The organism is Microbacterium sp. HMH0099 (assembly GCF_049384025.1).
In the GTDB taxonomy this organism is placed as follows: domain Bacteria; phylum Actinomycetota; class Actinomycetes; order Actinomycetales; family Microbacteriaceae; genus Microbacterium.
In genome coordinates this window covers 552078-569868 of sequence record NZ_JBMRJR010000003.1, presented here as the reverse complement: position 1 = coordinate 569868, position 17791 = coordinate 552078, and the positions used below count along the sequence as shown (strand labels likewise).

The window sequence follows — 17791 nt, the reverse complement described above, 5'->3', positions numbered from 1 at the left end:
TGTTGCGATCTCGAAACCTGCCGCCGTTCTCTCGGACGCGGGCGCCCATTATGATCACGGCAACAAAAAGGGGATTCGGGTGCCATGAATCGCATTGGGGAACGTGTCAGAAGACGGTGGACGGCGGCGCTCGGCGCGGTCGGCATGGTGATCGTCGGCGGCCTGGCGGCCACCGCGGGACCGGCCTCCGCGGCGGAGTCGCTGCCGGGCTGGCTGAAGACGGACAGAGCCAAGATCGTCACGGCGTCCGGGACGCCGTACACGATCCGGGCTGCCAACTGGTTCGGCCTCGAGACGCCGGAGTGCGCGCCGCACGGCCTCTGGGCGGTCACGATGGAGCAGGCCCTCACCGACATCGCGGCGATGGGGTTCAACACCATCCGCCTGCCCTTCTCCAACCAATGCCTCGCCGCGAGCTCGGCGTCCGCGATCGACCCGAACATCAACCCGGATCTGATGACGCTGACGCCGCTCCAGCTCATGGACAAGGTCATCGAGCGTTCGCGGGCGCACGGCCTGTCCGTGATCCTCGATCGGCACCGCCCCGGCTCCGACGCGCAGAGCCAGCTCTGGTACACCTCCGCCTACAGCGAGCAGCGCTGGATCGACGACTGGAAGATGCTCGCCGCCCGCTACAAGAACGACTCCACCGTCATCGGCGTCGACCTGCACAACGAGCCCAACGGCCCGGCGTGCTGGGGCTGCGGCGACCCGGCGCGCGACTGGGCGGCCGCGGCCACGCGGGCCGGTAACGCCGTGCTGTCCGTCAACCCGAACCTCCTGATCGTCGTGGAGGGGGTCGACCGGCAGAACGACGGGACGTATACGTGGTGGGGCGGCGGTCTGAAGGACGCCCGCACGACGCCGATCACGCTCTCCGTGCCGAACAGGGTCGTGTACTCGCCCCACGACTACCCCGCCTCCGTCTACAACCAGCCCTGGTTCTCGGCGCCGGAGTACCCGGCGAACCTCGCGCCCCTGTGGGATGCGAACTGGGGCTACCTCGTCAAGGAGAACATCGCGCCCGTGCTCGTCGGCGAGTTCGGCACGAAGTACGAGACCCAGAGCGACAAGACGTGGCTGGCGACGATCGTCGACTACATCGCGAAGAACGGCATCAGCTACGCCTACTGGTCGTACAACGCCGACAGCGGTGACACCGGCGGCCTCGTCAAGGACGACTGGAAGACGTGGCAGACGGCCAAGCTCGAAGCGCTGCGGCCGATCCTGACCCCGCGGGCGACCACCACACCGACGCCGACACCGACGCCGACCGCCACGGCGACCCCGAAGCCGACGTCGTCCCCGACGCCGACGGCGACGCCGAAGCCCACCGCCTCGCCCACGCCGACGGCCACGCCGAAGCCGACGGCGTCCCCGACGCCCACGCCATCCGCGAGCCCGACGCCGAAGCCGACGACCACGCCTGCGCCGGCCCGCGTCTCGGCGACCTGGATCCTGCAGAACTCGTGGCGCGGCGGCTACGTCGCCGAGTTCGACGTCACCGCCGCGACGGCCGCGAAGTCGTGGACGGTCTCGTGGGAGTCGCGCGGCGCGGTGTCCATCACGAACACGTGGGGGATGAGCTGCAGCATCAAGTCCTCGATCATCACGTGCAAGGGCTCGGGCTGGGCGACCTCGCTCGCCCCGGGGCAGACCGTCCGGGTCGGGCTGCAGGTCGCGGCCACGCGCACGCCGTCCTCGCCCAAGCTCACCGTCACCGCGACCTGACCGGGATCGTGGATGCCACCGCGGTAGCATCCACGATCCTGCCGCGTCAGCGGGTGAGGAAGGCGATCCCCGCCTCGCGGAAGGCGCGGGCGCCCGGTGCGTTGACGTGGTGCCGCTTCGGGATCTCGGCGAACTCGCCGTGCGGCGTCAGGGCCGCGAGTCCGCGGGACTGCTCGAAGATCGGGTCGTCGGTCCCGGTGGCGATGAGGACCGGCTGCTGCGGCGGCGACGCCGGGTCCGGGTCGCTCTCGCCGAGCCGCATCCCCTCCGCGATCGCCACGAGCGCGCGCAGGTCGTTGCCCGGCACGCGCTCGGCGAGGCTCACGTACTTCTGCGTCACGGCATCCTGAACCGGTTCGCCCCGGTCGAGGAACGCCCGCGCCTGGTCGACCTTCAGGCGCGCGAGCGGCGTCCCGTCCGGGATGCCGCCCAGGACGGCGCGCTCGACGTGCTCGGGGGCGTCCACGGCGAGCTGCCAGCCGACGCGACCACCGAGGGAGTACCCGAGGTAGCGCGCCTGGTCGACGAGATAGGTGTCGAGGACGGCGACGAGATCCGCGACGAGGGTCGCCATCAGGTATGCGGCCGGGTCGTGGGGCTTCTCGCTGGCCCCGTGTCCGCGCTGGTCGACGGCGATGACGCGGAAGCCCGCGCGCAGCAGGTCCCGCACCCATCCGGTGTTCACCCAGTTGTCGCGCGTGCTCGAGCCGAAGCCGTGCACGCACAGCACGGGCTCGGCCTCCGGGTCGCCCCAGGTGTAGGTGGCCAGGCGGGTGGTGTCGCCCACCATGACGTACTGAGGGACGGGGATCTCGGTGAGCGCGGGGACGGCATCCATTCCGCCGATCTTGGCACAGGGCCGGCGGGCGCCCGGGGTAACGGACATAGTGGTCGCGCCGTTCTCCTTGCCGGGGACGCCCCGCCCGCGGGACGATGGGTCGGTGACCGCGTCCCGCCCCCGCCCCTTGCTCCTCGGTGTCGGGGTGCTGTTCGGGGTCCTCGTGGCCGTCGCCGTCCTCGTGCTCGTGCTGACGCGGCCGTGGGCGGAGCAGCCGGTCGCTCAGCCCACCCCGACCGCGGTGCCGACCTCCGCGTCGCCGACGCCGACGCCGTCACCGACGCCGACCCCAGCGCCCACCCCGACCCCGACGGGCTTCCCCGCGAACACCGCGGCGTACGACCTGTCGGGGCTGCCCCGCACCGACGTCTTCGCGGTCGTGCCGGCGCTCCCCGTGGACCCCGACCCGGGCGGCGCCTTCACCGGCGAGCTGGTGCGCGCGTCGGCGGACCTCGTCCCGGTGTTCGCGGACCCCACGGCGGCCCCCGTGGCCGCGCTGCCGCGCGACGACGCCTACGACGGGACCACCCTCCCCGTGGTCGAACGCCAGGAGAACTGGGTGCGCGTCCTCCTCGCCGGGCGGTCGGCCGTCCCCTCGCAGGGCGATCCCGCCCAGCTGAGCGGGTGGCTGCGCGTCGCCGACCTGCAGTTCACGCCGACCACGCAGACCATCGAGGTCGACATCGCGGCGCGGACCCTCGACATCGTCGGCGCCGACGGGTCGCGCGAGCGGGTCGCCCAGGACTTCGCGTGGGGGACCGACGCGACCCCGACCCCGCGCGGACGCACCTTCGTCATGCTCGTCCGCGCCGAGCCGTCGTTCGGCTACACGCGGGGCCACCCGCTGGTCTACCTCGGCGTGCAGTCCCCGACGCTCGACGGCTTCGGCGGCGCGACGGTCGCCGTCACCGCCTTCCACTACCACGACTCCCACAGCGGGGCGATCTCGAACGGCTGCATCCGCCTCGACGCCGCCGCGATCGACCGCCTCGCGCAGCTGCCGACCGGCACACCCGTCGTCATCCGGTGACCTCTCCTCCCCAGGGGAGGAGACGTCGCGGCCGGCGGCCGGCGCCGGTACAGTGGCGTCGCCTCGGAACGGACGGCCCGGGGCCGACCGAGGGGAGTCGCGCATGCTGATCGAGTTCGAGGGCGAGGTCTGGCGCTGGAACGCGCGGCGCGACGCGGACTGGTTCTTCGTATCCGTGCCGCTGGAGCTCAGCGAGGCCGTGCGCGAGACGCAGACGTACCGGCGCGGCTTCGGGGGTGTGCGCGTCGAGGCGACCATCGGCGGATCCGTCTGGCGGACGTCGATCTTCCCCCAGTCCGACGGCGCCTACGTGCTGCCGCTCAAACGGACCGTCCGCGAGGCGGAGGGGTTCGGCCTCGACGACGTCGTCGCGGTCCGGCTGGCCGTCGTCGACGCCTGACCCGTGGCCGTTCTCGCGTTCGCGGTGTTCGCCGTCGCGAGCGCTGCGCTCGCCGCCATCGACGCGCGTACCCGCCGCCTGCCCGACGCCGTCGTCCTCCCCGCCGCGGCGGTCGCGCTCGTGCTGCTCCTCCTCGCCGCCGTCCGCCGCGACGACCCGGCACGGCTCGCCGGCGCCCTCCTCGGTGCGGGGGTGCTCCTCGCCCCTGCGCTCGCGGTGCACACCGCCCGTCCCGCCGCCTGGGGCGGGGGAGACGTCAAGCTCGCCGCCCTCGTCGGGCTGCACCTGGGCTGGCGGGGGATGGATGCCGTCGCCCTCGGCGCCGCGGCCGGCGCGCTGTTGAGCGGGGCGGCGGGGGCCGGGGCGCTCAGCGTCCGCCGCGGGGGAGAGGTCCCGCTGGGCCCGCCCCTCCTCGCCGGGTGCTGGTGGGGTCTGGCGGCGACCCTCTGACCCCGCCCCCCTCGCCGGGTGCTGGCGGGGTCTGGCCACAACCCTCTGACCCCGCATGCTCCGCCGCCCTCCGACCCCGCATGCTCCGCCGCCGTCGCGCTCCCCGGTGCCGTGCCGTGCAGGCCCCGTGAGTTGGCGCAGATGTACGCCCCACCGCCCTCCCGGCGGACATCTGTGCCAACTCACGGCACGGAGGGGGAGTGGGGCGGGGAGGGGTGGCATCCACGTGTCGTCACGGCGCGCGGGTCAAGCCGCCGACCGGGGCCGGTCCCCGCCGATAGCGTGGGGCCATGGCCGCCCTCATCCGCCGCGTCACCGCCTGGGCCCTCTCGCTCCGCGTGGTGCGCGCCTATTTCGTCTACGCCGGGGCCCGCGGCCCCATGCTCGCCGACAGCATCACCTACCGCACCCTGTTCAGCCTGTTCGCCGGCGTGTTCATCGGGTTCTCGTTCGCCGCCCTGTGGCTCTCGGGCAACCCCGCCGCGCTGCAGTCGGTCACGGACGCGGTCGACGGCGTCGTGCCGGGGCTGGTGGGCACCGACGGGCTGATCGATGTGCGGGACATCGATGCGCCCGGCGCGCTCTCCGTCGCGGGTGTCCTCGGGTCGCTCGGTCTGATCGGCGCGGCCATCGGCGCGATCGGCTCGCTGCGCGCGGCGCTGCGGCAGATCGCGGGCGTCCGCACCGACGACGTGCTCTTCGTCTGGGTGCTCCTGCGCAACCTCCTCCTCGCGCTCGGCATCGGCGCGGCCCTCGTCGCCGCGGCCGCCGCGACGTTCCTCGCCACCGCGGGCCTGAACCTCGTCGAGTCGTGGCTCGGGATCCCGCAGGACTCCGTCGTCGCCGGGTTCGTCACCTGGCTGGTCTCGACCGCCGTCGTGCTGGCGCTCGACACGCTCGCGGTCGGGGTGGCCTTCGCCGCGCTGTCCGGGGTGCGGGCACGCCGTCGCACCCTCTGGACGGGGGCGCTCCTCGGCGGCGTGGGGCTCGTCGTCCTGCAGCAGCTGTCGGGGCTGTTCGTCGGCGGTGCCACGAGCAACCCGCTGTTCGGGGTGTTCGCCTCGCTCATCGCGCTGCTGCTGTGGCTGAACCTCTCGAGCCAGGTCATCCTCATCGCCGGTGCCTTCATCACCGTCGGCGTGGAGGAGGACGAGAACCGCGTGCGCGCCAAGTACGGGGCGTCGACGTTCGTCCAGTTCCGGGTCCAGCGGGCGGAGCGGGCGGTGCAGTCCGCGACGGACGAGCTCGTCGCGGCGCGCGAGGCCGAGAAGACCGAGCGGGAGACGCTCGCGAAGGCGGAGTGACGCCCCGCGCCCCACGCGGGTCTAGGACAGGACGGGCGCGGGGGCAAGGGCACCCGTGGGGCCCCGGCCCGGTCCTAGGGTGACGCTATGAGCACTGCACGCGTCGCGGCGTATTCGGCCGCCGCCGTCCGAGCCGCGGAGGCCCCGCTGCTCGCCGAGGGTCGACCGCTCATGCGCGAGGCGGCGTCCGCCTTGGCATCCGTCGTCCGGGCCGAGCTGCGGACGCGACCGGGTCGCGTCCTGGTGCTGGTCGGGTCGGGCGACAACGGCGGCGACGCCCTGTTCGCCGCCGCCGAGTTCGCCGCGGTCGCCGACGGCGTCGACGTCGTGCTGACCCGCGACCGCGTGCACCGCGAGTCCCTGGCGGCGGCGCGCGCGGCGGGGGCGGTCATCCGCCCGGCATCCGACATCTGCGAGGGCGCGGCGGACTACGCGCTCGTCCTGGACGGCATCCTGGGCATCGGGGCGTCGGCCGACCCGCGCCTGCGCGGCACCGCGCGCGCGGTGGTCGAGGCGCTCCTGCCCGCCGTGACGTCCGGGCGAACCCGGGTGATCGCCGTCGACCTGCCGAGCGGCCTGCATCCCGATACCGGAGACGCGGATGCCTCCGTCCTCCCCGCCCACACGACGGTCACGTTCGGCGCGGTCAAGGCCGGACTCGTCCGCGGGCACGGTCCGAGGCTGGCGGGACGCATCCGCCTCGTCGACCTCGGGCTGCAGCCGCACCTGCAGCGGGTCCAGCCCGCGACGACCGCGCCCGTCGACATCCAGACGATCCCGGCGACGCAGCCCGCCTGACGTCCCGCTGCTGCGTCGTCGACGTCGAGATCACGCGATCCCGCCGACGTCGCACGCTCCGGTGCGCGCGAACGTGTGCTCTCGACGAGAGCGCGTGATCTCGCGACGGGCAGGGCGCGGGGCCTACCGGGCGTAGCGCTCCGCGAAGCGGCGCAGGATCCGGCCGGTGTGCGTGACGGCCGCGCGACGCACGGCCGCGAGGGTGAGGTCGAGCTCGTCCGCCGCGAAGTACCCGAACGACGCGTACGCGTGGATGCGGGTGACGATGCCGTCCAGGTCGAGCTCCGGATGGAACTGCGTCGCGTACACGTTGCGCCCGACCCGGAACATCTGCACCGGGCAGGTCGGCGACGACGCCAGCAGGGTCGCCGCGGACGGCAGCGCCGCGATGGCCTCCTTGTGCCCGACGAAGGCGGGGAACGTCGGCGGCATCCCGGCCAGGAGGGGATCCTCCCGTCCCGCCGCGGTCAGGCTGACGTCGACGACGCTGATGGGCTCGGCGAAGGTGCCGTCGATGGGCGCCCCGAGATGCGTCCCGACGGTGCCGACGCCATAGCAGGCGCCGAGGAACGGCACGTCCCGCGCGACGACGTCCTCGAGGAGGGATGCCATCTCGCTCTCGACCCGCCGCTGCACCTCCGACTTGCGCGCGACGGGGTCCGACGCGTTGAACGGGCTGCCGCCGACGAGGATGCCGGACAGCTCGTCGAGATCGAGGTCGGGCAGGGGGTCGCGCTCGAGGCGGACGCGCCGCAGACGCTCGGGCGGCAGGCCCGTGTAACGCAGGAAGAGGGCGTACTCCTCGTCGGCGGGGCCGTCCTGCGCGCGCGTGGCCAGCAGCACGAAGGGTCGGGTCCCGGGCAGGGCGGGCGCGGTCACCCGAGCGATTCTAGGCGACGGGTGTCAAGGCGCTCGGACGGGGCGGGCCCCGCCCCTACGCTGGGGACATGGCTATCGCACGACTGACCGGAGGACCGCTCGACGGTCAGGTCATCCCCCTCGACAACGACTCCGACGACACCCTCGTCCTGCCCTACAGCGACGGGCAGATCGTCTACCGCCGGGACGGCGGTCTGGAGAACACCGGCGACGCCGACGGTCCGACCCAGGCGGTCTTCGCCTACGCGGAGGAGACCGAGGAGATCAACCGCGACGTGAACGAGCGCGACGATTGAGCGCAGACCCCGGGCACGGCTCCGCCTCGATCGAGGTGGAGTCCAAGTACGACGTCGATGAGGCGACCCCGCTTCCGGACTGGTCGTCGCTCCCCGGGATCGTTGCGGTCGGCGCGCCCGAGCCGCGCGACCTCGACGCCCGGTACGTCGACACCGCCGGTCTCGACCTCGCCCGCAACGGGGTCGCCGTGCGCCGCCGCCGCGGCGGCCCGGACGAGGGCTGGCACGTGAAGGCCCCGGCGGAGGGCGGGCGGTCCGAGACCGGCTGGCCGATCGGTGAGGTCGCGGACGACGAGGCCGACCCCGTCGTGCCGGACGAGATCGTGGATGCCGTCTCCTCCTGGGCCGCGCCGCCCTTCGTGCCGCTGGCCCGGGTCCGCAACCACCGCACGGCGTACGCGCTCCGGGACGCCGACGGCGGGATGGTGGCCGAGTTCGTCGACGACCACGTCCGCGCGCGCGACGAGCGCAGCGGCACGGAGTCGTCGTGGCGCGAGTGGGAGGTCGAGCTCGGTCCCGCCGGACCGGAGGACGCCGCGCAGCGCGCCGCGTTCTTCGCCGCGGTCGATGCGGCGGTCTTCGCTGCCGGCGGCCGCCCGGCGTCGTCCGGCTCGAAGCTCGCACGCGCATTGGGACACTGACCTGCACATACGACGACGCCCGCCCGGAGAACCGGGCGGGCGTCGTCGTGTCGCGGGGCGATCAGAGGTTGATCATGTGTCCCGTGAGACCGTGGAAGGCCTCCTGGAGACCCTCGGACAGCGTCGGGTGCGTGTGCACGTTGCGCGCGGCCTCGAGAGCGGTGAGGTCCCACTTCTGCGCAAGCGTCAGCTCCGGCAGCAGCTCGGACACATCGGGGCCGATGAGGTGGCCGCCGAGCAGCTCGAGGTGCTCCGCGTCCGCGATCAGCTTGACGAAGCCGACCGGCTCGCCGAGGCCGTTCGCCTTGCCGTTGGCGGAGAACGGGAACTTGGCGACCTTGATCTCGTGACCGGCGTCACGCGCCTGCTGCTCGGTCAGGCCGAACGAGGCGACCTGCGGGTTGCAGAACGTGGCACGCGGCATGTTGCGGTAGTCGCCGAGCGTCTGCGTCTCGGCGCCGCCGATGGTCTCGGCGGCCACGACGCCCTGCGCCTCGGCCACGTGGGCCAGCTGCAGCTTGGCGGTGACGTCGCCGATCGCGTAGATGTGCGGCACGTTGGTGCGCATGAGGTCGTCGATGTCGATCGCACCGCGCTCGGTGAGCTTCACACCCGTGTTCTCCAGGCCGAAGCCGTCGACCTTCGGGGCGAAGCCGATGGACATGAGCACGCGGTCGGCGTCGATCGAGCCGGCGTTGCCGTCCTTGCCGGTGTACGCGACGGTGACCTTGTCGCCGTGGTCGGTGACCGACTCGACCTTGGTCGAGGTCAGGATGTCGACGCCGTAGCCCTTGTACTGCTTCTGGATCTCCTTCGAAACCTCGGCGTCCTCGTTGGGGAGGGCGCGGTCGAGGAACTCGATGATGGTCACCTTCACGCCGTAGTTCGTCATGACGTAGGCGAACTCCATGCCGATGGCGCCCGCGCCGACGATGACGATCGAGGAGGGGAGCTCGCGCGTGAGGATCTGCTCCTCGTACGTGACGACGTTCTCGGAGAGGGTGACGCCGGGGAGCAGGCGGACCGTCGAGCCCGTGGCGATGATGACGTTGTCGAAGGTGACCTGCTCCTTCGAGCCGTCGGTCTTGGTCACGTCGAGCGTGTGGTCGTCGACGAAGTGACCGCGACCCTCGTACTCGGTGACCTTGTTCTTCTTCATCAGGTAGTGGATGCCCTTGACGTGGCCGGCCGCGACGGACCGGCTGCGGTCGAAGGCCTTGCCGAAGTCGAAGTGCACGTCGCCCGAGATGCCGAAGAGGTCGGCCTTCGCGTGGAACGTGTGGGCGAGGTCGGCGTTGCGCAGCAGCGCCTTCGAGGGGATGCAGCCCACGTTGAGGCACACACCGCCCCAGTACTTCTCTTCGACGATCGCGACCGACAGCCCCAGCTGCGCGCCGCGCACGGCCGCGACGTACCCGCCGGGACCCGCACCAAGAATGACCAAGTCGTAATGAGGCATGGCTCCAGCCTATCGTCCGGGGGTGCCGGTCGAGCCGCCGTCGCCGGCTCCGCGGCGCCCGCGTGCGACGAAGAGATAGGCGATGGCACCGGCGACGATGAGGAGCGCCACCACGAGCAGGATCCACGGCAGCGGCGAGGCGTCCGACGCCTCCGCCGTGGCCGGGTCGGTGGCCTCCGGGGTGGCCGCCGGGGCAGCGGTCTCGGACGTCGTGGCGCTCGGCGACGCGGACGGGGTGGAGCTCGCCGTCTCGGTCGGGGTGGGCGCGGCGGCGGCGGCAGCGGGGACGGTGAAGGTGAAGTCGCCGGAGATCGGGTGGCCGTCGCTCGAGACGACGCGCCACACGACGGAGACGACTCCGGATGCCGCCGGGCTGAGGGTCTGCGTGACCTCGGTGCCCGACACGACCGGTGCGGTCTCGGCGAGCGAGGCGCCCGTCTCGTCGGTCACCTGCACCTGCGTCGCGCCGTCCTCCGCGAGGATCTCGGCGCTGTAGGTCAGCGTGATCTCGGCGGGGACGGCGTCCAGGGTGGCGCCGGCGGCCGGGTCGCTGGACACGAGCTCGTCGTGCGCGGAGGCGGGGGCGGCGGTGGTGAGGACGGCGGCGGCGGCGAGGGCCGCTGCGGCCAGGAGAGCGGGGAGGAGGCGCCGACGCGGCGCGGCCGAGGAAGTCACTCCTCGACCCTAACCACCCCCGTTCGCACCCGGCTGGGAGCCGCGTCAAAGGGGTACCGCGCCGCCAGGGGCGGTTCTACCCTGAGCGCAGGCGGACGGCGGGTCCGTCGACGTCGACCCTTCGGAAGGAACGCTCATGGACGCGATGCGGATGATGCAGGAGAACGACAGCGCGACGATGTCGGCGATGGCCGAGATCGACCAGGACCTGCTGCAGGCCTGCCTGGACGCCTGCGCGGCCTGCGAGCAGGCGTGCACCGTCTGTTCGACCATGGAGATGTCATGCGCGCCGGCCTGCATGAACTGCGCCGACATGTGCCACACGATGATGCGGTCGCTGCTGCGGATGCAGGGCATGACGCCGACGACGGTCATGGCGATGCTCGACGCCTGCATCGCGATGTGCCGTTCGTGCATGGACGAGTGCGCCGCGCACGCCGATCACAGCGCGGTCTGCGCGATGTGCGCCGAGTCGTGCCGCGCCTGCATGGACGCCTGCATGGCCCTGCGCGAGTCGATGCAGACCGCCTGACTCAGAGCCGGTCGAGTCGCGCGACGTTGAAGAGGCGTCCGGCGGCCCAGAGCGCGTGATAGCGCCCGTGCACCGCGACGGGCTCGCCCGCCACGGCCGAGGCGGACGCTCCGGCCGCGTTCCACAGCCGCAGCTCGCTGCCGTCGAGAGCCTGCACGACCACCTCGCCGGCGGCGGCATCCGTGTGCGTCACGACGCCGTCGATCCACTCGGACGGGGTGGCGGCGACCACGCGCCGCTGCAGCAGGTGGACGGCGTGGCCGGGGGCGAACGACGAGCAGGCGGCACCCCGGGCGCACATGCAGGCGGCGACCGGGGTCGACGGTGCGGGCGTGGAACGGAGGTGCGGACTCGACACGATGGTCTCCTGCTCGGTAGGTTCGAGTGTCCCGTCAGGCTAGGCCGCCACCCGAACTGAGGTGCCCGACGCCGACATACGAGGACATACGACGACGCACCAGCACGGTCCGCGCCATGGTCGATACGACCGTTCTGCGCCGGAATCGATCGGCTATGGTGGAAATGAAGGAGAAGCCGTGGACGAGACCCGCCGATTCGAACGCGACGACATCCGTCGTGCCGCCGACGCCGCCCCCGCTGCGCGCGCGAACGACACGACGCAGACGTTCGGTCACGACGCCGACCTCTCCTTCGTGCCCTTCGGCGCCGACCTGAGCGAGGCCGAGCTCGAGGCGATCGAGGCGCTGCCCTCCGGGGCGGCCCTGCTCATCGTCCGCTCCGGCCCCACCACCGGCGCGCGCTACCTGCTCGACACCGACGTCACCACGGTCGGCCGTCACCCCGAGGCCGACATCTTCTTCGACGACGTCACCGTCTCGCGCCGGCACGCGGAGATCACCCGTCAGGGCGCCGCGTTCGAGATCGTCGACCAGCGCTCCCTCAACGGCAGCTACGTCAACGGCGAGCGGGTCGACCGCTCGGCGCTCGTCAACGGCGCCGAGGTGCGGATCGGCAAGTTCCGCCTCAACTTCTTCGTCTCGCCCGTCGATCTCGCCGCGGCAGAGCACTGATGGCGGCAGCCCCCGCCCGCGGTCGTCCCACGGCTGCGGGGCTGCTGAGTATCGGCCAGGTGCTGGCGCGCCTGACCCCCGAGTTCCCCGCGCTCACCTCGAGCAAGCTCCGCTTCCTCGAGGTGCAGGGCATCGTCTCGCCGACGCGCACCGACTCCGGGTACCGCAAGTTCTCACCCGCCGACCTCGAGCGGCTGCGGCTCGCGCTCACCCTGCAGCGCGACCACTACCTCCCGCTCGCCGTCATCCGCGACTACCTCGAGGACCTGGATGCCGGCCGCAACCCGGCCCCGCCCACGGCCATGCCGTCGATGACCGCGGCCCCGCGCCGCTATCGCCGCGACGAGCTGCTGTCGGCCTCCGGCGCCGCGCCGCAGCTGCTGAACGACGCCATCAGCACCGGTGTCGTCACCGCGGCGGAGTCCTATCCCGAGCAGACCGTGACCCTGCTGCGCGCGCTCGTCGCGCTGGACCGTCACGGCATCGAGCCGCGTCACGTGCGGTCGCTGCGGCAGAGCGCGGAGCGCGAGGCCTCCCTCGTCGAGTCCGCCCTCTCCGCCCTGCTGCGCCGCCCCGACGCCGCCTCGCGCGCCCGCGCGAGCGAGCTCGCCCCCGAGCTGGCCGCGCGGCTGGACGAGGTGCGGGCGATCTTCGTGCGCAGCGCCATCGACCGCGTGCTCTCCTGAGCGCGACACGCCGAATCGCTCGGGCGGATGTCGTTGCCGGGCGGGCATCGCTGATCTAGCGTGGAACCAATGACCCGACGAGGAGGGACGCGAGCATGACCGCTGGCGACACAGTCGGCGAACCCCGGTTCGCCACGGAACTCCTCTTCACCGACGGTCTGCCCGAGATGGACGACGACACGGGCTATCGCGGCGCCGTCGCGGCGCGCGCCGCCGGCATCAGCTACCGCCAGCTCGACTACTGGGCCCGCACCGAGCTCGTCGTCCCCACCGTCCGTGGGGCGAACGGCTCGGGCACGCAGCGCCTGTACGGCTTCCGCGACATCCTCGTGCTCAAGCTCGTCAAGCGCCTCCTGGACACCGGCATCTCGCTGCAGCAGATCCGCACCGCCGTCGACCAGCTCCGCGCCGCCGGCATCCGCGACCTGGCGGGCACGACGCTGATGAGCGACGGCGCCTCCGTCTACCTGTGCACCTCCAACGACGAGGTCATCGACCTCGTCAGCCGCGGCCAGGGCGTGTTCGGCATCGCCGTCGGCAAGGTCCTGCGCGAGGTCGAGTCGACGCTCGTCGACTTCGAGGCCGCCGCGCCCGAGGCCGTCGACGAGCTCGCCGCCCGTCGCGCGGCCCGCACCGCCTGACCACCACCGTCTTCGACGAGAAGGACCCCGGATGCCGCGGCATCCGGGGTCCTTCTCGTGACGACGCCTCAGGCGCGGGCGGCGTCGCCCTCGACGGGGATGCGGCCGGTCCGGACGATGCGGTCGAGCAGCGCGTCGAAGTCGGCGGCGAGCTCCTGGGCGGAGTCGCCGGGCCAGACGTGCAGCGGCTTCGCCGCACCCTGCGCCTGCTGGAGCGAGGTGCGCTCGGGGAGCTGCGGGTTGAGGACCAGCGGGCCGAACATGTCGCGGAGCTCCTTGATGCGGAACTGGTGCTCGATGGACTGCGGGCGGACGCGGTTGACCACGACGCCGAGCGGCTGCAGACGGGGGGAGAGGCCGCGACGGATCTCCTCGATGGCGCGCAGCGCGCGGTCGGCCGCGGCGACGGAGAACAGGCCGGGCTCGGTGACGACGACGACGCGGTCGCTCGCCGCCCACGCGGTGCGCGTGAGGGCGTTCAGCGAGGGGGCGCAGTCGATGAGCACGAGGTCGTAGTCGGCCTCGATGGTGGCGAGGGCCTCCTCGAGCTTCCAGACGTCGCGGACGCTGGGGTGCGGGCCGTCGAAGTTGATCGCGGACGGGCTGCCGATGAGCACGTCGATCGTGCCGGGGTGGACCTTGGCCCAGCCGCTGGAGGTGATCGCCTGACGGACGACCTTCTCGCGCGGGTTCGCCAGTACATCGGCGATGTTGAGGCGTCCGGCGACCTGGATGTCCATGCCGGTCGACACGTCGGACTGCGGGTCGAGGTCGACGACGAGGGTGCGTACGCCACGCGCGAAGGCGGCGGAAGCCAGCCCGAGCGTCACGGTCGTCTTGCCGACCCCGCCTTTCAAAGAGCTGACGGAGAGTACGTGCACGAGCGTCTACGTTACCTTCCCCTAGGCTGTGAGCACATTCAGCTCCGCCAGCTTGACGTGAGGTGCGCATGTTCTCGAAGATCCTGGTCGCCAACCGCGGAGAGATCGCCATCCGCGCGTTCCGAGCCGCCTACGAGGTGGGAGCGCGCACGGTCGCGGTGTTCCCCTACGAGGACCGTGCCTCTCTGCACCGTCTCAAAGCGGACGAGGCCTACCTGATCGGGGAGCGCGGTCACCCGGTGCGCGCCTATCTCGATGTCGACGAGATTATCCGCGTCGCGCTCGAGTGCGGGGCGGATGCCATCTACCCCGGGTACGGCTTCCTGTCCGAGAACCCGGAGCTCGCCGAGAAGGCCGCCGCCAACGGCATCACCTTCATCGGGCCGCCCGCCGAGGTGCTGTCGATGGCGGGGAACAAGGTCACAGCCAAGGAGCACGCGATCGCCGCCGGGGTGCCCGTGCTGCGCTCCACCGCGGCATCCGACGACATCGACCACCTCGTCGCGCAGGCGGACGAGATCGGCTTCCCCCTCTTCGCCAAGGCCGTCGCCGGCGGCGGCGGGCGGGGGATGCGCCGCGTGGAGTCGATCGGCGAGCTCGCCCCCGCTCTGGCCGAGGCCATGCGCGAGGCGCAGAGCGCCTTCGGCGACCCGCGGATGTTCCTCGAGCAGGCCGTCCAGCGTCCCCGTCACGTTGAGGTGCAGATCCTCGCGGATGCCGCGGGCGAGACGGTCCACCTCTTCGAGCGCGACTGCTCGGTGCAGCGTCGCCACCAGAAGGTCATCGAGATCGCGCCGGCGCCGAACCTGGACGATGCGATCCGCGCCGACCTGCACCGCTACGCCGTCGCCTTCGCCCGCTCGATCGGGTACCAGAACGCCGGGACCGTCGAGTTCCTGCTCGAGACGGCGGGACCGCGGGCCGGCGAGGTCGTCTTCATCGAGATGAACCCGCGCATCCAGGTCGAGCACACGGTGACCGAGGAGGTCACCGACGTCGACCTCGTGCAGTCGCAGATGCGCATCGCCGCCGGGCAGACCCTCTCGGAGCTGCACCTCACGCAGGAGGAGATCCGCCTGCGCGGGGCCGCCCTGCAGTGCCGCATCACGACGGAGGACCCGACGCAGGGCTTCCGCCCCGACACGGGCAAGATCACCACCTACCGCTCTCCCGGCGGCGCGGGCATCCGCCTCGACGGCGGGACGACGGCGGCGGGCTCGCAGATCAGCCCGCACTTCGACTCGATGCTCGCGAAGCTGTCGTGCCGCGGCCGCGACTTCGGCGCCGCCGTCGCGCGCGCCCGTCGCGCCCTCGCGGAGTTCCGCATCCGCGGCGTCTCGACCAACATCCCGTTCCTCCAGGCGGTGCTGGACGACCCGGCCTTCGTCGCGGGCGACCTCAGCACGTCCTTCATCGACGAGCGCCCGGAGCTGCTGCGCGGACGGGAGTCCAAGGACCGCGGCACGAAGATCCTCTCCTGGCTCGTCGACACCACCGTCAACCGGCCCCACGGCGAGAACCCCGTGTCGGTGGATCCCGCGACCAAGCTCCCGCCGCTCGACACGACTCTGCCCGCTCCGGCCGGGTCCCGCCAGCGCCTGCAGGAGCTGGGACCGGCGGGCTTCGCCCGCGCTCTGCGCGAGCAGACCGCGCTGGCGGTCACCGAGACGACGTTCCGCGACGCGCACCAGTCCCTGCTGGCGACGCGGGTCCGCACCCGCGACCTCGTCCGCGTGGCCCCGCACGTCGCACGGATGACGCCGCAGCTGCTGTCCGTGGAGGCCTGGGGCGGCGCGACCTACGACGTCGCCCTCCGGTTCCTCGGCGAGGACCCGTGGGAGCGGCTTGACGCTCTCCGCAGCGCGCTGCCGAACGTGGCCATCCAGATGCTGCTGCGGGGACGCAACACCGTGGGCTACACGCCCTACCCGACGCAGGTGACGGACGCTTTCGTGAGCGAGGCCGCGGCATCCGGGGTCGACATCTTCCGCATCTTCGACGCGCTCAACGACGTTTCGCAGATGCGGCCGGCGATCGACGCCGTCCTGAGCACCGGCACCGCCGTCGCGGAGGTCGCGGTCTGCTACACGGGCGACCTGCTGAACCCGTCCGAGGACTTCTACACCCTCGACTACTACCTGCGTCTGGCCGAGCAGATCGTCGACGCGGGCGCGCACGTCCTCGCGATCAAGGACATGGCGGGGCTGCTGCGTCCGGCGGCCGCGGCCCGCCTGGTCGCGGCGCTGCGCGAGCGCTTCGACCTGCCGGTGCACGTGCACACGCACGACACCGCCGGGGGGCAGCTCGCCACGCTGCTCGCCGCCTCGGCGGCGGGGGCCGACGCGGTCGACGCCGCCGCGGCGCCCATGTCGGGCACGACCAGCCAGCCCTCCCTCTCGGCGCTGGTCGCCGCGCTCGCCCACACGGAGCGCGACACGGGGCTCGACCTCGACGCGGTGTCGGATCTCGAGCCGTACTGGGAGTCCGTGCGGCACCTCTACCGCCCGTTCGAGTCGGGCCTGCCCGGTCCCACCGGCCGCGTGTACCGTCACGAGATCCCCGGCGGGCAGCTGTCGAACCTGCGGCAGCAGGCGATCGCCCTCGGGCTCGCCGACGACTTCGAGCTCATCGAGGATCTGTACGCCGCGGCCGACCGCATCCTCGGCCGGGTGCCCAAGGTGACGCCGTCGTCGAAGGTGGTGGGCGATCTGGCCCTGCACCTCGCGGCGGTGAAGGCCGACCCCGACGACTTCGAGCGCCACCCCGAGCGGTACGACGTCCCTGACTCCGTCGTGTCCTTCATGGCCGGCGAGCTCGGCGACCTGCCGCGCGGCTGGCCCGAGCCGTTCCGTTCGAAGGTCCTCGCCGGGCGCGAGGTCAAGACGGGGGTGACGCCCCTGACCGACGACGACGCGGCGGCCCTCGCCGGGGACGCCGCCACGCGGCGCGCGCGCCTGAACACGCTGCTGTTCCCCGGGCCCACCCGCATCTTCGCCCAGATGCGCGAGACCTACGGCGACCTCAGCGTCCTCGACACGGCGGACTACCTGTACGGCCTCCGCCCCGGCGGCGAGCACATCGTGGAGATCGAGCGCGGCGTCCAGCTCTTCGTCGGGCTGGAGGCGATCGGCGACGCCGACGACAAGGGCATGCGGACGGTCATGACCACGCTGAACGGCCAGCTGCGGCCGGTGTTCGTCCGCGACCGGTCGATCGAGGTGGAGGCGCGTCAGGCGGAGAAGGCCGACACGTCCAAGCCGGGTCAGGTCGCCGCACCGTTCTCCGGCGTCGTGACCGTGAAGGCGACGGCGGGGGACCGCGTCCGCGCGGGGCAGGCCGTCGCGTCAATCGAGGCGATGAAGATGGAGGCGGCGATCACGTCGCCCGTCGACGGGACGATCGAAAGGATCGCGGTGCGGGCGACGCAGCAGGTCGAGGCCGGTGACCTTTTGCTCACCGTCCGTCCCTCGCAGTAACGTGGAAGGGGGCGCTTCTCGCGCCCTCTTCCCGTTTGGAGAC

General features: G+C 72.4%; 19 protein-coding genes. 13 read left to right on the top strand and 6 right to left on the bottom strand.

Features of this window, described 5'->3' with window-relative positions; translation table 11 throughout:
- Window positions 1–84: 84 nt before the first annotated feature.
- On the top strand, window positions 85–1731 hold the full coding sequence (locus ACO03V_RS09885; RefSeq protein ID WP_423137456.1) for a cellulase family glycosylhydrolase: 1647 nt from the start codon (window positions 85–87) through the stop codon (window positions 1729–1731).
- A 46-nt stretch (window positions 1732–1777) separates the two neighbouring features.
- Here ACO03V_RS09885 and ACO03V_RS09880 read toward each other — a convergent pair whose 3' ends face one another.
- Complete coding sequence (locus tag ACO03V_RS09880) at window positions 1778–2569, bottom strand: alpha/beta fold hydrolase (RefSeq protein ID WP_423137455.1); 792 nt, start codon at window positions 2567–2569, stop codon at window positions 1778–1780.
- Between the two features lie 103 nt (window positions 2570–2672).
- Between ACO03V_RS09880 and ACO03V_RS09875 the strand changes: the two genes are divergently transcribed.
- From ACO03V_RS09875 to ACO03V_RS09855, 5 genes are all read left to right on the top strand, one after another.
- On the top strand, window positions 2673–3599 hold the full coding sequence (locus tag ACO03V_RS09875; protein ID WP_423137454.1) for a L,D-transpeptidase: 927 nt from the start codon (window positions 2673–2675) through the stop codon (window positions 3597–3599).
- 103 nt (window positions 3600–3702) lie between these two features.
- Window positions 3703–3999 carry a DUF1905 domain-containing protein gene (locus tag ACO03V_RS09870; protein WP_423137453.1) on the top strand — a complete coding sequence of 99 codons (297 nt, stop codon included), beginning with the start codon at window positions 3703–3705 and terminating at the stop codon, window positions 3997–3999.
- A gap of 3 nt (window positions 4000–4002) precedes the next feature.
- On the top strand, window positions 4003–4449 hold the full coding sequence (locus tag ACO03V_RS09865; protein ID WP_423137452.1) for a prepilin peptidase: 447 nt from the start codon (window positions 4003–4005) through the stop codon (window positions 4447–4449).
- Window positions 4450–4739: 290 nt separating this feature from the next.
- The gene (locus tag ACO03V_RS09860) at window positions 4740–5753 is read left to right on the top strand and encodes a YhjD/YihY/BrkB family envelope integrity protein (protein WP_387056064.1); all 1014 of its coding nucleotides are present in this window, start codon (window positions 4740–4742) and stop codon (window positions 5751–5753) included.
- A gap of 87 nt (window positions 5754–5840) precedes the next feature.
- Window positions 5841–6551, top strand: coding sequence for an NAD(P)H-hydrate epimerase (locus ACO03V_RS09855; RefSeq protein ID WP_423137451.1), 711 nt, complete (start codon window positions 5841–5843; stop codon window positions 6549–6551).
- A 123-nt stretch (window positions 6552–6674) separates the two neighbouring features.
- On the opposite strand, the gene ACO03V_RS09850 is transcribed toward ACO03V_RS09855, so the two are convergent.
- Entirely contained in the window at window positions 6675–7430 is a 756-nt protein-coding gene (locus ACO03V_RS09850) for a glutamine amidotransferase (RefSeq protein WP_423137450.1), read from the bottom strand.
- A 68-nt stretch (window positions 7431–7498) separates the two neighbouring features.
- Here ACO03V_RS09850 and ACO03V_RS09845 point away from each other — a divergent pair, with 68 nt between their 5' ends.
- Both ACO03V_RS09845 and ACO03V_RS09840 read left to right on the top strand, forming a co-directional pair.
- Complete coding sequence (locus ACO03V_RS09845) at window positions 7499–7726, top strand: response regulator (RefSeq protein WP_367727426.1); 228 nt, start codon at window positions 7499–7501, stop codon at window positions 7724–7726.
- Window positions 7723–8367 (top strand): CYTH domain-containing protein, encoded by a 645-nt coding sequence (locus tag ACO03V_RS09840; RefSeq protein ID WP_423137449.1) that lies wholly within the window; start codon window positions 7723–7725, stop codon window positions 8365–8367. Before ACO03V_RS09845 ends, ACO03V_RS09840 begins: the two co-directional genes overlap by 4 nt.
- Window positions 8368–8428: 61 nt before the next feature.
- Here ACO03V_RS09840 and lpdA read toward each other — a convergent pair whose 3' ends face one another.
- Together lpdA and ACO03V_RS09830 are read right to left on the bottom strand one after the other, a co-directional pair.
- Window positions 8429–9826 carry a dihydrolipoyl dehydrogenase gene (gene lpdA / locus ACO03V_RS09835; protein WP_367727424.1) on the bottom strand — a complete coding sequence of 466 codons (1398 nt, stop codon included), beginning with the start codon at window positions 9824–9826 and terminating at the stop codon, window positions 8429–8431.
- 9 nt (window positions 9827–9835) lie between these two features.
- On the bottom strand, window positions 9836–10501 hold the full coding sequence (locus tag ACO03V_RS09830) for a copper resistance CopC family protein (protein ID WP_423137448.1): 666 nt from the start codon (window positions 10499–10501) through the stop codon (window positions 9836–9838).
- 136 nt (window positions 10502–10637) lie between these two features.
- Between ACO03V_RS09830 and ACO03V_RS09825 the strand changes: the two genes are divergently transcribed.
- Window positions 10638–11033 carry a hypothetical protein gene (locus tag ACO03V_RS09825; RefSeq protein WP_423137447.1) on the top strand — a complete coding sequence of 132 codons (396 nt, stop codon included), beginning with the start codon at window positions 10638–10640 and terminating at the stop codon, window positions 11031–11033.
- A 1-nt stretch (window position 11034) separates the two neighbouring features.
- On the opposite strand, the gene ACO03V_RS09820 is transcribed toward ACO03V_RS09825, so the two are convergent.
- A complete protein-coding gene (locus ACO03V_RS09820; RefSeq protein WP_423137446.1) occupies window positions 11035–11391 on the bottom strand; it encodes a hypothetical protein in 357 nt (118 codons plus the stop codon).
- Window positions 11392–11569: 178 nt separating this feature from the next.
- Here ACO03V_RS09820 and ACO03V_RS09815 point away from each other — a divergent pair, with 178 nt between their 5' ends.
- The 3 genes from ACO03V_RS09815 to ACO03V_RS09805 all read left to right on the top strand — a co-directional run bounded on the left by ACO03V_RS09815 (window position 11570) and on the right by ACO03V_RS09805 (window position 13391).
- Complete coding sequence (locus tag ACO03V_RS09815) at window positions 11570–12064, top strand: FHA domain-containing protein (RefSeq protein WP_367727418.1); 495 nt, start codon at window positions 11570–11572, stop codon at window positions 12062–12064.
- Window positions 12064–12750: a MerR family transcriptional regulator gene (locus tag ACO03V_RS09810; protein ID WP_367727416.1), complete on the top strand. Its 687-nt coding sequence runs from the start codon at window positions 12064–12066 to the stop codon at window positions 12748–12750. The genes ACO03V_RS09815 and ACO03V_RS09810 overlap by 1 nt, the downstream gene beginning before the upstream one ends.
- A gap of 95 nt (window positions 12751–12845) precedes the next feature.
- On the top strand, window positions 12846–13391 hold the full coding sequence (locus ACO03V_RS09805) for a MerR family transcriptional regulator (RefSeq protein WP_367727415.1): 546 nt from the start codon (window positions 12846–12848) through the stop codon (window positions 13389–13391).
- Between the two features lie 68 nt (window positions 13392–13459).
- Here ACO03V_RS09805 and ACO03V_RS09800 read toward each other — a convergent pair whose 3' ends face one another.
- Complete coding sequence (locus tag ACO03V_RS09800; RefSeq protein WP_367727414.1) at window positions 13460–14272, bottom strand: ParA family protein; 813 nt, start codon at window positions 14270–14272, stop codon at window positions 13460–13462.
- A 68-nt stretch (window positions 14273–14340) separates the two neighbouring features.
- On the opposite strand from ACO03V_RS09800, the gene ACO03V_RS09795 reads away from it, so the two are divergent.
- Window positions 14341–17748, top strand: a complete 3408-nt coding sequence (locus tag ACO03V_RS09795; RefSeq protein ID WP_423137445.1) for a pyruvate carboxylase — start codon at window positions 14341–14343, stop codon at window positions 17746–17748.
- The last annotated feature ends 43 nt before the right edge of the window (window positions 17749–17791 follow it).

Bases quoted from the DNA above. Each gene is read 5' to 3' on its own strand.
- ACO03V_RS09885 (WP_423137456.1), top strand. From the start codon at position 85: ATGAATCGCATTGGGGAACGTGTCAGAAGACGGTGGACGGCGGCGCTC.
- ACO03V_RS09880 (WP_423137455.1), bottom strand. From the start codon at position 2,569: ATGGATGCCGTCCCCGCGCTCACCGAGATCCCCGTCCCTCAGTACGTC.
- ACO03V_RS09870 (WP_423137453.1), top strand. From the start codon at position 3,703: ATGCTGATCGAGTTCGAGGGCGAGGTCTGGCGCTGGAACGCGCGGCGC.
- ACO03V_RS09860 (WP_387056064.1), top strand. From the start codon at position 4,740: ATGGCCGCCCTCATCCGCCGCGTCACCGCCTGGGCCCTCTCGCTCCGC.
- ACO03V_RS09855 (WP_423137451.1), top strand. From the start codon at position 5,841: ATGAGCACTGCACGCGTCGCGGCGTATTCGGCCGCCGCCGTCCGAGCC.
- ACO03V_RS09845 (WP_367727426.1), top strand. From the start codon at position 7,499: ATGGCTATCGCACGACTGACCGGAGGACCGCTCGACGGTCAGGTCATC.
- lpdA (WP_367727424.1), bottom strand. From the start codon at position 9,826: ATGCCTCATTACGACTTGGTCATTCTTGGTGCGGGTCCCGGCGGGTAC.
- ACO03V_RS09825 (WP_423137447.1), top strand. From the start codon at position 10,638: ATGGACGCGATGCGGATGATGCAGGAGAACGACAGCGCGACGATGTCG.
- ACO03V_RS09810 (WP_367727416.1), top strand. From the start codon at position 12,064: ATGGCGGCAGCCCCCGCCCGCGGTCGTCCCACGGCTGCGGGGCTGCTG.
- ACO03V_RS09805 (WP_367727415.1), top strand. From the start codon at position 12,846: ATGACCGCTGGCGACACAGTCGGCGAACCCCGGTTCGCCACGGAACTC.
- ACO03V_RS09795 (WP_423137445.1), top strand. From the start codon at position 14,341: ATGTTCTCGAAGATCCTGGTCGCCAACCGCGGAGAGATCGCCATCCGC.